Annotated in this window: 11 protein-coding genes and 1 riboswitch; of the genes, 7 read left to right on the top strand and 4 right to left on the bottom strand. The window is 72.3% G+C overall.

The annotated features are described in order from the left end of the window. The first annotated feature begins 14 nt into the window (after positions 1–14). From wag31 to IEY17_RS05160, 7 genes are all read left to right on the top strand, one after another. The gene (wag31, locus tag IEY17_RS05130) at positions 15–842 is read left to right on the top strand and encodes a DivIVA-like cell division protein Wag31 (RefSeq protein WP_188985956.1); all 828 of its coding nucleotides are present in this window, start codon (positions 15–17) and stop codon (positions 840–842) included. A gap of 77 nt (positions 843–919) precedes the next feature. Further along, positions 920–1,297, top strand: a complete 378-nt coding sequence (locus IEY17_RS05135; RefSeq protein WP_188985957.1) for a hypothetical protein — start codon at positions 920–922, stop codon at positions 1,295–1,297. Positions 1,298–1,580: 283 nt separating this feature from the next. Next, complete coding sequence (gene ileS, locus IEY17_RS05140; RefSeq protein WP_188985959.1) at positions 1,581–4,730, top strand: isoleucine--tRNA ligase; 3,150 nt, start codon at positions 1,581–1,583, stop codon at positions 4,728–4,730. 187 nt (positions 4,731–4,917) lie between these two features. Beyond that, positions 4,918–5,033, top strand: a riboswitch (SAM riboswitch). Positions 5,034–5,071: 38 nt separating this feature from the next. Further along, the gene (locus IEY17_RS05145; RefSeq protein WP_188985961.1) at positions 5,072–6,409 is read left to right on the top strand and encodes an aminotransferase class V-fold PLP-dependent enzyme; all 1,338 of its coding nucleotides are present in this window, start codon (positions 5,072–5,074) and stop codon (positions 6,407–6,409) included. A 77-nt stretch (positions 6,410–6,486) separates the two neighbouring features. Next, positions 6,487–7,104: a signal peptidase II gene (gene lspA, locus IEY17_RS05150; protein ID WP_188985963.1), complete on the top strand. Its 618-nt coding sequence runs from the start codon at positions 6,487–6,489 to the stop codon at positions 7,102–7,104. 41 nt (positions 7,105–7,145) lie between these two features. Further along, the gene (locus IEY17_RS05155; RefSeq protein WP_188986295.1) at positions 7,146–8,030 is read left to right on the top strand and encodes an RluA family pseudouridine synthase; all 885 of its coding nucleotides are present in this window, start codon (positions 7,146–7,148) and stop codon (positions 8,028–8,030) included. Positions 8,031–8,077: 47 nt separating this feature from the next. Continuing rightward, positions 8,078–8,374, top strand: a complete 297-nt coding sequence (locus IEY17_RS05160; protein ID WP_188985965.1) for a hypothetical protein — start codon at positions 8,078–8,080, stop codon at positions 8,372–8,374. 81 nt (positions 8,375–8,455) lie between these two features. Here the strand turns inward: IEY17_RS05160 and IEY17_RS05165 are convergent, their stop codons facing one another. The 4 genes from IEY17_RS05165 to IEY17_RS05180 all read right to left on the bottom strand — a co-directional run bounded on the left by IEY17_RS05165 (position 8,456) and on the right by IEY17_RS05180 (position 12,404). Next, positions 8,456–9,835, bottom strand: coding sequence for an NAD(P)(+) transhydrogenase (Re/Si-specific) subunit beta (locus IEY17_RS05165; RefSeq protein WP_188985967.1), 1,380 nt, complete (start codon positions 9,833–9,835; stop codon positions 8,456–8,458). After that, on the bottom strand, positions 9,832–10,137 hold the full coding sequence (locus IEY17_RS05170) for an NAD(P) transhydrogenase subunit alpha part 2 (protein WP_188985969.1): 306 nt from the start codon (positions 10,135–10,137) through the stop codon (positions 9,832–9,834). Before IEY17_RS05170 ends, IEY17_RS05165 begins: the two co-directional genes overlap by 4 nt. A 34-nt stretch (positions 10,138–10,171) precedes the next feature. Next, positions 10,172–11,281 (bottom strand): Re/Si-specific NAD(P)(+) transhydrogenase subunit alpha, encoded by a 1,110-nt coding sequence (locus IEY17_RS05175; protein WP_188985971.1) that lies wholly within the window; start codon positions 11,279–11,281, stop codon positions 10,172–10,174. Positions 11,282–11,432: 151 nt separating this feature from the next. Then, positions 11,433–12,404, bottom strand: coding sequence for an AsnC family protein (locus IEY17_RS05180; RefSeq protein WP_229679852.1), 972 nt, complete (start codon positions 12,402–12,404; stop codon positions 11,433–11,435). Positions 12,405–12,536: the final 132 nt, after the last annotated feature.

Genomic DNA, 12,536 nt, shown 5'->3' on the forward strand with positions numbered 1-12,536 from the left:
CGTGAGGTGATCTTGTGGGCCTGACCCCCGCCGACGTGCATAACGTCGCGTTCAGCAAACCTCCGATCGGTAAGCGGGGCTACAACGAGGACGAGGTGGACGCATTCCTCGACCTGGTTGAAGCCGAGCTTGCCCGGCTGGTGGAGGAGAACAACGACCTGCGCAGCCAGGTGGAGCAGCTGGAGGCCCAGCTGCAGTCCGCGCAGGTCGAGCTGGACGACGCCCGCAGCCAGGCGGCGTCGGTCTCCGCCGCTCCGGCCGCACCGGAGGAACCGCGTCGGCTGACCCCGGTGCCGGCGCCGTCCCCCGTGGAGCAGACCTCCCCGGGCGGTGATCACCACGTGCAGGCCGCCAAGGTTCTGGGGCTCGCCCAGGAGATGGCGGATCGGCTGACCGGCGAGGCCAAGGCGGAGGCCGACGGCATGCTCGCCGAGGCACGGACCAAGGCCGAGCAGCTGCTGTCCGAGGCGCGGTCGAAGTCCGACAGCATGGTCAACGAGTCGCGTACCCGCGCCGAGACGATGCTCAACGACGCCCGTACCCGGGCCGAGACCCTGGAGCGGCAGGCCCGCGAGAAGGCCGCCAGCCTGGAACGTGACGCGCAGCGCAAGCACGCCGAGGTGATGGGCAACATCACCCAGGAGAAGAACGCGCTGGAGAAGAAGATCGAGACCCTGCGGACCTTCGAGCGCGAGTACCGCACCCGGTTGCAGACCTACCTGGAGTCGCAGCTGCGCGAACTGCAGGACCGCGGTTCCGCCGCGCCCGCCGACAGCGGCGGCCGGTCGTCCGGTCAGCAGGCCAGCTACAGCTTCGGCGCGCGCGCGGCCGAGGCAGGCTGACGACCCGCACCGGTGGCAGCGGGCCGGTGCCCGTTGCCACCGTCGTGTCGGCCCGTCGGCGAGGAGCGTGAGATCGGGTGCTGCTGACCGTGCTGCTGCTGGTCGTGGTGGCCGGGGTGGTGCTGGCGTCGGCCGTGGTCAGCGGCCAGCCCGACGTGGCGTGGTTCTCGGTGCTGGCCAGTGCGCTGGGCGTGCTGCTGCTGGTCGTGGAGCGGGCACGGCACCGCCGCGCACCGAGCGGGTCCGCCGGTCCGCCGGTCGAGGTCATGGTGATCGACGAGCGCCCGCACTACCACCGGCGCGACTGCGACCTGGTCGGCGAGCGTCGGACGATCGCTTTGCACAACGACGAGGCCCGGGAGCTGGGGTTCACACCGTGTCGGCGGTGCAGGCCGGACACCGCCCCGGTCGCGCAGGCGCACCGCGGTTCCGCCCTGAATCGCGGTGGTCGGTGAAAACCGGTGGCGGGCGGCCGGTACTCTGGACCGTGAACAGGCGATGATCCGGCCATCACCGGGGAGCCTCCGGAAGAACGGGCGCTCGCGCGCCTCAGTAGAACCGGACGGGTCCAGCCCGTGACAGCTGGCAAATGAGGGGTCGTCGGCGTCCGTCGGCGGCAAGCGGGGTGGTACCGCGGAACCCGTGTGAGCACGCGCGCGGGTTGTCGTCCCCGTGTGGCACCGAGGCTTCGGTGACTGTGCGGCGGAATCGACACACACCGCGAGGAGCGCATCCGCGATGGCTTATCCCAAGGTTCAGTTCGGCGACGAACGCGGCGTGCCGGCCCAGCCCGCGTTCCCGGAGATCGAGCGCCGGGTGCTGGATTCCTGGGCGGACGACAAGACGTTCCGGGCCTCGGTGCAGGCCCGTGAGGCCGGCGTCAACGGTGCCAACGAGTTCGTCTTCTACGACGGCCCGCCGTTCGCCAACGGGCTGCCGCACTACGGGCACCTGCTGACCGGCTACGTCAAGGACGCGGTGCCCCGCTACCAGACGATGCGGGGCCGCCGGGTCGAGCGCCGCTTCGGCTGGGACTGCCACGGGCTGCCCGCCGAGGTGGAGGCCGAGAAGCAGCTCGGCATCACCTCGAAGTCCGAGATCGAGCAGATGGGCGTGGCCGCCTTCAACGAGGCGTGCCGCACGTCGGTACTGCGTTACACCGCCGAGTGGGAGGACTACGTCACCCGGCAGGCCCGCTGGGTGGACTTCGACAACGACTACAAGACGCTCGACCTGGACTACATGGAAAGCGTCATGTGGGCGTTCAAGACCCTGTGGGACAAGGGGCTGATCTACGAGGGCTTCCGGGTGCTCTGGTACTGCTGGCGCTGCGAGACGCCGCTGTCCAACACCGAGACGCGCATGGACGACGTCTACCGGCAGCGCCAGGACCCGGCGGTGACGGTGGGCCTGCGGCTCCACGCCCCCGGCAGGCCCCACGACCAGGCGCTGGCCCTGGTGTGGACGACGACCCCGTGGACGCTGCCGTCCAACCTCGCCGCGGCGGTGCACCCCGAGGTGGACTACGTGCTCGTCGCGCCCGGCACCAGCGCGGAGCGCTACGTACTGGCCGAGGCGCGGCTGGGCGCGTACGCGCGGGAGCTCGGCGAGGACGTGGCCGACCACGTCGTGGCCCGGTTCAAGGGCTCTGACCTGCTCGGCACCCGCTACACTCCGCCGTTCGACTTCTTCGTCGGCCGGAAGAACGCGCACCAGGTGCTGGCCGCCGACTACGTCACCACCGACGACGGCACCGGGATCGTGCACATCGCCCCGGCCTTTGGCGAGGAGGACAAGGCCGTCACCGACGCGGCGGACATCGAGCCGGTCGTGCCGGTCGACGCGCAGGGCAGGTTCACCGCCGAGGTGCCGCCGTACGAGGGCCTGCAGGTCTTCGAGGCGAACAAGCAGATCGCCCGCGACCTCAGAGAGAAGGGCCTCCTGCTGCGGCACGAGACCTACGACCACGCCTACCCGCACTGCTGGCGCTGCGACAACGCGCTGATCCAGCGCGCGGTGTCGTCCTGGTTCGTGGCGGTCAGCCGGTTCAAGGACCGGATGGTCGAGCTGAACCAGCAGATCAACTGGGTTCCCGGCCACATCCGGGACGGCCAGTTCGGCAAGTGGCTGGAGAACGCCCGCGACTGGAACATCTCCCGCAACCGGTACTGGGGTTCGCCGATCCCGGTGTGGGTGTCCGACGACCCGAACTACCCGCGCATCGACGTGTACGGGTCGCTGGACGAGCTGGAGCGTGACTTCGGGGTGCGGCCGACGAACCTGCACCGCCCGGAGATCGACCAGCTGACCCGGCCGAACCCGGACGACCCGACCGGGAAGTCGACGATGCGGCGGGTGCCGGAGGTGCTGGACTGCTGGTTCGAGTCCGGCTCGATGCCGTTCGCCCAGGTGCACTACCCGTTCGAGAACGCCGAGTGGTTCGAGCACCACTACCCGGGCGACTTCATCGTCGAGTACAACGGGCAGACCCGCGGCTGGTTCTACACGCTGCACGTGCTGGCGACCGCGCTGTTCGACCGGCCCGCGTTCGCCAACGTCGTGGCGCACGGCATCGTGCTGGGCTCCGACGGGCAGAAGATGTCGAAGTCCAAGCGCAACTACCCGGACGTCAACGAGGTCTTCGACCGCGACGGCTCGGACGCGATGCGCTGGTTCTTGATGTCCAGCCCGATCCTGCGGGGCGGCGACCTGGTGGTCACCGAGCGGGGCATCCGGGATGCGGTGCGGCAGGCCGTGCTGCCGCTGTGGAACTCCTGGTACTTCCTGGCGCTGTACGCCAACGCAGCGGGCGTCGAGGGGCGGTCCAGAGTGGACAGCCAGCACGTGCTGGACCGCTACGTGCTGGCCAAGACGCACGAGCTGGTCGGCGACGTGCAGTCCGCGATGGACTCGTTCGACCTGGCCGGGGCCTGCGCGACGGTCCGCGACTTCCTCGAGGTGCTGACGAACTGGTACGTGCGCCGCTCCCGCGACCGGTTCTGGGCGGGCGACCGCGACGCCATCGACACCCTGCACACGGTGCTGGAGGTGACCTGCCGGGTGGTGGCGCCGCTGCTGCCGCTGACCGCCGAGGCGGTGTGGCGGGGGCTGACCGGGGGCCGCTCGGTGCACCTGACGGACTGGCCGCTGGTCGACGAGCTGCCCGCGGACGCCGCGCTGGTGACGGCGATGGACCGGGTGCGCCAGGTGTGCTCGTCGGCGTTGGCGCTGCGCAAGGCCAACAAGCTGCGGGTGCGGTTGCCGCTGGCGAAGCTGGTGGTGGCCACGCCGGACGCGGAGACGTTGCGGCCGTTCGCGGAGCTGGTCCGCGACGAGGTCAACGTCAAGGAGCTGGAGCTGAGCACCGACGTGGCCGCGCACGGCCGCTTCGAGATCGCGGTGAACGCGCGGGCCGCCGGTCCGCGGCTGGGCCGGGACGTGCAGAAGGTGATCAAGGCCGTCAAGGCTGGCGAGTGGAGCCGCACCCCCGGCGGCTCAGTGGTCGCGGCCGGGATCGAGCTGCGCGACGGCGAGTTCACCGAGCGCCTGGTGTCGACCGACACCGGTGCTGCGTCGGCGCTGCCGGGCGGCGACGGCCTGGTGGTGCTGGACACCGAGGTGACCGCGGAGCTGGCGGCCGAGGGACTGGCCCGCGACGTGGTGCGCGTGGTGCAGCAGGCCCGCAAGGCTGCGGACTTCGAGGTGTCGGACCGGATCGCGGTGACCGTCGAGGCACCGGCGGAGGTGCTGGCGGCCATCGAGGCGCACCGGGAGTTCATCGCGGGCGAGACGCTCGCGGAGTCGCTGGAGACCGGTTCCACGCCGGACGGTTACGTCGGAACGGTCGGCGAGGGCACCGAGATCAGGGTCGCGGCGACCCGGCTCTGATCCGAGGAGGGGCGCCTCCGCGAGTTCGACCGCGCCTCGGGGATCGCCGTGTGGTGTGGGCACCGCGGTCCCCGTCGTGCGATTTTCTCGCGGGGGCGCCTGCGTACGTGTGTGACGTAGGACGCTCCCACGGTGCGGGACGCCTGTTGCCCACTGCGGCGGCGGTTTCCTAGGGTGTGGGACCGAAGGTCATGAGCGCCAGCGTCAAGCCCCGGCTTGCTGGCCGGCAACCCTCCAACCGCGGTGGGGTGCCCCGGGTGAGGACCTGGCCGGTCGCGTAGGGCGATTCGGCAAGCGCGGACCCCTCGTGGCGGGTCCGATGAGGCCCTGGGAGGGGCATCATGACATCTGCCGTCATCGACATCCCGTCTCAGTCCGCCGCGGACCGCGGGGTTCCGGCCGTGGTCGGTGCCGCGTTGCGGGTTCCGCTGGTCACCGGCGGGCACATCGGTTACGCGAACCTCGACCACGCCGCGAGCGCGCCCTGTCTGGCGGCCGTGCAGGCCGCGGTGGACGAGTTGCTTCCCTGGTACGCCAGCGTGCACCGCGGCGCCGGGTTCGCCTCGCAGGTGTGCACCCGGGTCTACGAGGGAGCGCGGGAGACGCTGCTGGACTTCGTGGGTGCGCGGCGCGGGGACGAGGTGGTCTTCACCCGCAACACCACCGACGCGCTGAACCTGCTGGCGCGGGCGGTGCCGCGCGGCACGTCCGTCGTCGTCTTCGACAGCGAGCACCACGCCGCCCTGCTGCCGTGGGCCGGGCCGCGGGTGCGCCGCCTTTCCGCACCGGAAAGCCCGGCAGCGGCCGTCGCCGCGCTCGACGAGGCGCTCGCCGACTGCCCGGAGGGACCGCGGCTGGCGGTGCTCACCGGCGCCTCCAACGTGACCGGGGAACTGTGGCCGGTCGCCGAGCTCGCGCGGGTGGCGCGCCGCCGCGGGTCGCGGACCGTCCTGGACGCCGCGCAGCTCGCCCCGCACCGCCCGGTGCGCATCGGCGAGCTGGACGTCGACTACGTGGCCCTGTCCGGGCACAAGCTCTACGCGCCGTTCGGCGCCGGTGCCCTCATCGGGCGCGCGGACTGGCTCAACGCCGCCGATCCGTACCTGGCCGGTGGCGGTGCCACCAGGGTGGTGCGGGAGCAGTCGGTCAGCTGGACCACCGGCCCCGAGCGCCACGAGGCGGGCTCGCCGAACACCGTCGGCGTGCACGCGCTGGCCCGGGCCTGCCAGACGCTGGCCGCGAACTGGGACGGCGTCATCGCGCACGAGGAGGCGCTGCTGCGGCGGCTGCGGGCCGGGCTGCGGCACGTGCCCGGAGTGCGGGAGCTGCGGCTGTTCGACGCTGACCACGACCGCGTCGGTGTGGTGAGCTTCACCGTCGACGGCCAGGACCCGGGGCTGCTGGCGGCGGCGTTGTCCGCCGAGCACGGCATCGGTGTCCGTGACGGCCTGTTCTGTGCCCACCTGGCGACCCGGCGGCTGCTCGCCCGGGCGGGCGCGGACGCCGAGCGCGCGGTGCGGGTCAGCGTGGGTCTGGGCACCACGCCGGAGCACGTCGACCGCTTCCTGACCGCACTGCGCACGCTGGTGACCGACGGACCGGTGTGGCGCTACGAGCAGCGCGACGGTCGCTGGAGCCCGGCCGACGACCCGCGCCCGGCACCGGACTTCCTCCGCTGACCCCTCCGGGCGCGCCGTTTCCGCGGTCTTGCCGACGGCGGGTACTGCTGCGCTGCGCCCGGTGTCGTTCAGGGACAATGGAGGTTGTGAGCACCGAGCAGTCCTCCCCGGAGCAGGCGGACCCCGAGCGGGCCGCCGCCGAGCCGCCCCCCGACGAGCCGCGCGTGCGATCCCGGAAGCTGCTCGCGCTGCTGTTCGGGGTGGCGGTGGTGGCCCTCGCGGTCGACATCGTCACCAAGGTGGCGGTGGTGGCCAACCTGGAAGGGCGGCCGCCGGTCCGGCTGCTGGGCGGCCTGCTGTACCTGGACGTGCTGCGCAACCCGGGCGCGGCCTTCTCGCTGGCCACCGGCATGACCTGGCTGCTGGCGCTGCTGGCCATCGCGGTCGTGGGCGTGATCATCTGGCTGGCGCCGAAGCTGCGCTCGCCCGGCTGGGCGGTCGGGCTCGGCCTGGTGCTTGGCGGCGCGCTCGGCAACCTGGTGGACCGCGTCTTCCGCGCTCCCGGCCCACTGCAGGGCCACGTGGTGGACTTTGTGTCCGTGTTCGCGCCGGGCGGCGCGGTGTGGCCGGTGTTCAACATCGCCGACAGTTGCATCGTCAGCGGCGGTGTCCTGGTGGTCCTGCTGTCGCTGCTGGGCCGCGACTACGACGGGACGGTGCACCGCCGGAACAAGGCCGCGGAGAACGACTCGTGAGCGATCTGCGAACCCTGCCGGTGCCCGAGGGGCTGGACGGCATGCGGGTGGACGCCGGGCTGTCGAAACTGCTGGGGCTGTCCCGCAGCGCCATTGCCTCCCTGGCGGAATCCGGTGACGTACTCATCGACGGCAGCCCGGCGGGCAAGTCGGACCGGCTGGTCGCCGGTGCGTGGCTGGAGGTGACCCTGCCGACGGCGCGGCCGCCGCTGCAGGTCGTGCCGGTGCCCGTCGAGGGGCTGAAGATCCTGCACGAGGACGACGAGATCGTCGTCGTCGACAAGCCGATCGGCGTGGCCGTGCACCCGAGCCCCGGCTGGGAGGGGCCGACCGTGGTGGGCGGGCTGGCCGCCGCGGGGGTGCGCATCGCGACCTCCGGCGCCGCCGAGCGGCAGGGCGTCGTGCACCGGCTGGACGCGGGAACCACCGGCGTCATGGTCGTGGCCAAGAGCGAGCACGCGTACTCCGTGCTCAAGCGGGCGTTCAAGGAACGCACCGTGGACAAGCGCTACCACGCGGTCGTGCAGGGCCACCCCGACCCGAGCCGCGGCACCATCGACGCGCCGATCGACCGGCACCCGCGCCACGACTACAAGTTCGCGGTCGTCACCGGTGGCAAGCCCAGCATCACGCACTACGAGACGGTGGAGGCGTTCCGCGCCGCATCACTGGTGGACGTGAAACTGGAAACCGGCCGCACCCACCAGATCCGGGTGCACTTCGCGGCGATCCGGCACCCCTGCGTCGGCGACCTCACCTACGGCGCGGACCCGGTGCTGGCCCGCAGGCTCGGCATCACCCGGCAGTGGCTGCACGCGCGGAGCCTGTCCTTCGAGCACCCCGCGGGCGGGTGGGTCACGTTCGACAGCGAGTACCCGGCCGATCTGCAGCACGCGCTCGACGCGCTGCGCGATCAGGACAGCTGATCCGGGTACCGTGGTCGCAACGAGCCGTGCGACCACGGAGGGCCGGGATGGCACAGTCGAGATCGTTCGAGGGTTCGGAGGCGCCGACGCCGCCCACCGGGATGCCGGTGATCCAGCCCGGTGCCGACGACGCCACCCCGGCCGAGGGCTTCACCAGCCTCCGCGACGTGATCAACGCCGAGGACATCGGCAGCGCCTCGCCTGCGGTGTTCGGCGCGCCGGAACCGGAGCCCGCGCCGGGCGAGGCGGGGGACTGGCCGAAGCTGGAGTACCGCAGCCGCAACCGGCCCGAACGCCCCGGGCGCACCAACCCGCTGCGCATCTTCCGCCGCCGCGCGGACTGAACGCGGGAGTCCAGCGGCGCAGGCGCTGTCGGCCACCCTCGCACCGCGGGTGCGTCCAGCGAGATCACCGGCGCGGAACGCTCACAGGGCCTTGAGCTCTTCGATCACGTCGCGGACCGAGGACTTGGCGTCGCCGAAGAGCATCGAGGTCTTCGGGTCGGTGTAGAGCGGGTTGTCCACGCCGGCGAACCCGGCGCGCATCGAGCGCTTCAGCACGATGACCGCCCTGGCCTGGTCGACGTTGAGGATCGGCATGCCGTAGATGGGCGAGCCCGGGTCGGAGCGCGCCGCCGGATTGGTGACGTCGTTGGCGCCGATCACCAGGGCGACGTCGGTGCGGGCGAACTCGTCGTTGATCTCGTCCATCTCCTTGAGCTGCTCGTAGGGCACGTCCGCCTCGGCCAGCAGCACGTTCATGTGACCGGGCATCCGGCCCGCCACCGGGTGGATCGCGTAGTTGACCTCGACGCCCCGCTCGGTCAGCAGTTTGGCCATGTCCTGCACCGCGTGCTGCGCCTGCGCGACGGCCATGCCGTAGCCGGGCACGATGATCACCTGGTTCGCGTAGGCGAGCTGGATCGCCGCGTCGGCCGCGCTGATCGACCGCACCGAGCCACCGGCGGTGACCGGCGCGGCCGCCTGGCCGCCGCCGAACCCGCCCGCGACGATCGACGGGATCGACCGGTTCATCGCCTTGGCCATCTGGTCGGTGAGGATCGAACCGGAGGCGCCCACCAGCATGCCCGCCACGATCATCGCGGTGTTGCCCAGCGCCAGCCCGGCTGCCGCGGCGGACAGCCCGGTGAACGCGTTGAGCAGCGAGACCACCACCGGCATGTCCGCGCCGCCGATGGGCAGCACCACCGCGAGGCCGCCGAGCCCGGCCAGCACCAGCACCGCCACCAGCAGCAGTTCCGCCGTGCCGCCGAGTCCGATCGCCACCGCGCACGCCACGGCCCCGGCCAGCAGCAGCACGTTCAGCGGCAGCTGCCACCGGCCCGCGCTGATCGGGCGGCCGGGCAGCAGTTCCTGCAGCTTGCCGAACGCCACCAGCGAACCCCAGAACGAGATGGAGCCGATGATCGCGGCGAACAGCGTCGAGATCGGGACGAACGCGGGCTCCCCGGTGAATCCCGCCGTTTCCCGGAACTCCACCCACGCGGTGAGCGCCACCGCCCCGCCGCCGACGCCGTTGAACAGCGCCACCATCTGCGGCATCGCGGTCATCTTCACCCGCCGCGCGGCGGGAATCCCGATCACCGTGCCGAGCACCAGGCCCAGCGCGATCAGCCACCAGTTGCCCAGCCCGGGCGTGAGCAGGGTCGCGACCACCGCGACCACCATGCCCGCGGCGGCGATCGCGTTGCCCCGCACCGCGGTGCGCGGACCGGTCAGGCCCATCAGGCCGTAGATGAACAGCGCGAACGCCAGGATGTAGAGCACCGACCGCAGCGTGATCACTTCTGCGCACCCTTCCGGGCGGCGTCCGGCCTGCGCCGGAACATGCCCAGCATCCGGTCGGTGACGAGGAAACCGCCGACCACGTTGATGGTGCCGAACACGATCGCCACCAGGGCCAGCAGCTGCGAGACGAGGTCGGTCACGCCCGATCCGAGCACCAGCACGCCGCCGAGCAGCACGATGCCGTGGATGGCGTTGGTGCCCGACATGAGCGGCGTGTGCAGGGTGTTGGGCACCTTGGAGATCACCGCGAAGCCGACGAACCCCGCCAGCACCAGGATCGCCAGATCGGCCAGGAACATCGCCACCTCCTTCCGGTAGTGGGGGCCGAGCTGCTCATGGCGCCCCGCTGGGCGCGGGCCGGGTGATGCAGGTGGCGGCGATGACCTCGTCGGAGAAGTCCGGGGCCAGGCGGCCCTCGACCAGCATCAGTTCCAGCAGGGCCGCCACGTTGCGGGCGAAGAGCTCGCTGGCGTGCTCCGGCATGGTGGCCGGGAGGTTCAGCGGGCAGGCGATGGTGACCTCGTGGTGGACCACGGTCCGCCCCGGCTCGCTGAGCTCGCAGTTGCCCCCCGCCGCCCCGGCCAGGTCCACGACCACGCTGCCCGGCCGCATCCGGCGCACCGCGTCCGCCGGAACCAGCTTCGGCGCCGGGCGGCCCGGGACCATGGCCGTGGTGATCACCACATCGTGCCCGGCGATCTCCGCAGCCAGCCGCTGGGTCTGCTCGGCGCGTTCCGCCGCGGTCAGCTCCCGGGCGTAGCCGCCCTCGCCGACCGCCGCGACCCCCAGGTCGAGCCACTTCGCACCCACCGAGCGCACCTGGTCGGCCACCTCCGGCCGCACGTCGTATCCGGTGGTGCGCGCGCCCAGCCGCTTCGCGGTCGCCAGCGCCTGCAGCCCGGCCACCCCGGCCCCGAGCACCAGCACGGACGCGGGTTTCACGGTGCCCGCCGCGGTGGTGAGCATCGGGAAGAACCGGGTGCACTCGCCGGCCGCGAGCAGCACGGCCCGGTACCCGGCGACGTTGGCCTGCGAAGACAGCGCGTCCATCGACTGGGCCCGGGAGATCCGCGGCACCGACTCCAGCGCGAAGCCGGTCACGCCCGCCTCGCGCAGCCGCCGCGCCACGTCCGGGTCGGTCAGCGGGGCCAGGAACCCGATCAGCGCCGAACCGGGCCGCAACCGGGCGATCTCCGCCGCGCCCGGCGGGTTGACCTTGACGACCACGTCGGCCGACCAGGGGTCGCCGGTGCTCGCGCCCGCCTTGGTGAACTCCTCGTCCGGGATCAGCGCCGCCGCCCCGGCACCGGGCTCGACGACGACACCCACGCCGCGCGAGCAGAGCCGTCCCACGACAGCGGGCACCAGCGCGACGCGGCGCTCACCCGGGAGCGTCTCGCGTGGCACACCGACGCTGAGTCGATCGCCCTCGTGCGAGGTCATGACTCCAAGGGGTCCACACCGGAGCACGAACCGCAAGAGCACACGCCCGATCGGCGGCAGTGGATCACCGGGACAGACGTAGGCCACCGGTCCCGGCCGGGAGCGCGGTTCCACCCAGCATGCGGTTCAGGCGACGATCACGAGCCCGGGCTCACAGGTCGGTGATGTCCCAGGTGAGGGTGCGCTGCTCGTCGCCGGGGCGGGGCGTCCAACGAACCGCCACCAGCTCGGTGGACTCCGGCAGCACGTAGACCGTGTGGCCGCCCGCGGTCTCGCCCGGCTGCACGCCGATGCGGTGCGGCGGGCGGGACGACAGCGACACCGGTGCCTTCTGCACCGCCGAGCCGTCCTTGGCGATGAGCTCCAGGTACAGGTCGGGCAGCGAGGCGAACGGCGCCGCGCCGCGGTTGGTCAGCTCGGTGTGCACCACCACCGCGCGCTCGCCGTCCTGCAGTTCGTACCCGGCCGCGGTGAACAGGAAGTCCGCGGGGTCGACGACCTCGACCAGCTGGATGGTGATCCGCTCGCCCTCCGGGCCCTCGACGTCGAGCTTGCTGCCGACCTTGCCGGTGCGCACCGGCGCCGGCGGCTGCGGGGCGCCGGGGAACTGCTGGTCACCGCGGGCCCACGCCGCGGAACCCGGGGGTCCCCACACGTTCATCGGGTCCGGCGGTCCGGGCGGGGTGTGCTGCGGGAACGACGGCGGCGGGCCGGGCGGCACGAAGCGCTGCGGGGTGCTGGGCGCGCCGTGGCCCGGCACCGGGTGGCTTCCGCTGGGCATCGGGTAGCCACCGGAGGGTTGCGGGTAGGGGCCCGACGGCGGCACCTGGTACGTGCCGCTGTGCGGGCCGGACACGTGGTGCGGGCCGGAGACCTGGTAGGGGCCGCTGGCCATGTTTTGCGCGGCCCACTGCTGGGCGGCGGCGACCGCGTTGCGGATGCCCTGCACGTCGCACTCGACCCCGACGATCAGCGGGAGACCGGTCGTGGACAGGGCAGCGAGGCGCGCCGCGACGTCGCGCACATCCATGCCGAGCCGACCGGCGATCTCGGGAACCGCCGCACGGCCCATCTCGGCGACGACGCTCAGCAGACGCACGTCCACGGGATCAGGGCCAGCCACGATGTGCCACGCTACCCGCTCCCACCGATCACCGCGTCAACTGGTCGGGACTTCGGGGCGGTTGCGCACAGGTGGACGTCACCCACACCGATCCCGCCGCAACGCCGGGGGAATCCCCGATCACGTCGGAGC

The sequence above is a fragment of the Saccharopolyspora thermophila genome (genome assembly GCF_014646075.1).
GTDB lineage: Bacteria > Actinomycetota > Actinomycetes > Mycobacteriales > Pseudonocardiaceae > Saccharopolyspora > Saccharopolyspora thermophila.

Bases quoted from the DNA above. Each gene is read 5' to 3' on its own strand.
- ileS (WP_188985959.1), top strand. From the start codon at position 1,581: ATGGCTTATCCCAAGGTTCAGTTCGGCGACGAACGCGGCGTGCCGGCC.
- IEY17_RS05170 (WP_188985969.1), bottom strand. From the start codon at position 10,137: ATGTTCCTGGCCGATCTGGCGATCCTGGTGCTGGCGGGGTTCGTCGGC.
- IEY17_RS05155 (WP_188986295.1), top strand. From the start codon at position 7,146: ATGCGGGTGGACGCCGGGCTGTCGAAACTGCTGGGGCTGTCCCGCAGC.
- IEY17_RS05175 (WP_188985971.1), bottom strand. From the start codon at position 11,281: ATGACCTCGCACGAGGGCGATCGACTCAGCGTCGGTGTGCCACGCGAG.
- IEY17_RS05145 (WP_188985961.1), top strand. From the start codon at position 5,072: ATGACATCTGCCGTCATCGACATCCCGTCTCAGTCCGCCGCGGACCGC.
- lspA (WP_188985963.1), top strand. From the start codon at position 6,487: ATGGAGGTTGTGAGCACCGAGCAGTCCTCCCCGGAGCAGGCGGACCCC.
- IEY17_RS05160 (WP_188985965.1), top strand. From the start codon at position 8,078: ATGGCACAGTCGAGATCGTTCGAGGGTTCGGAGGCGCCGACGCCGCCC.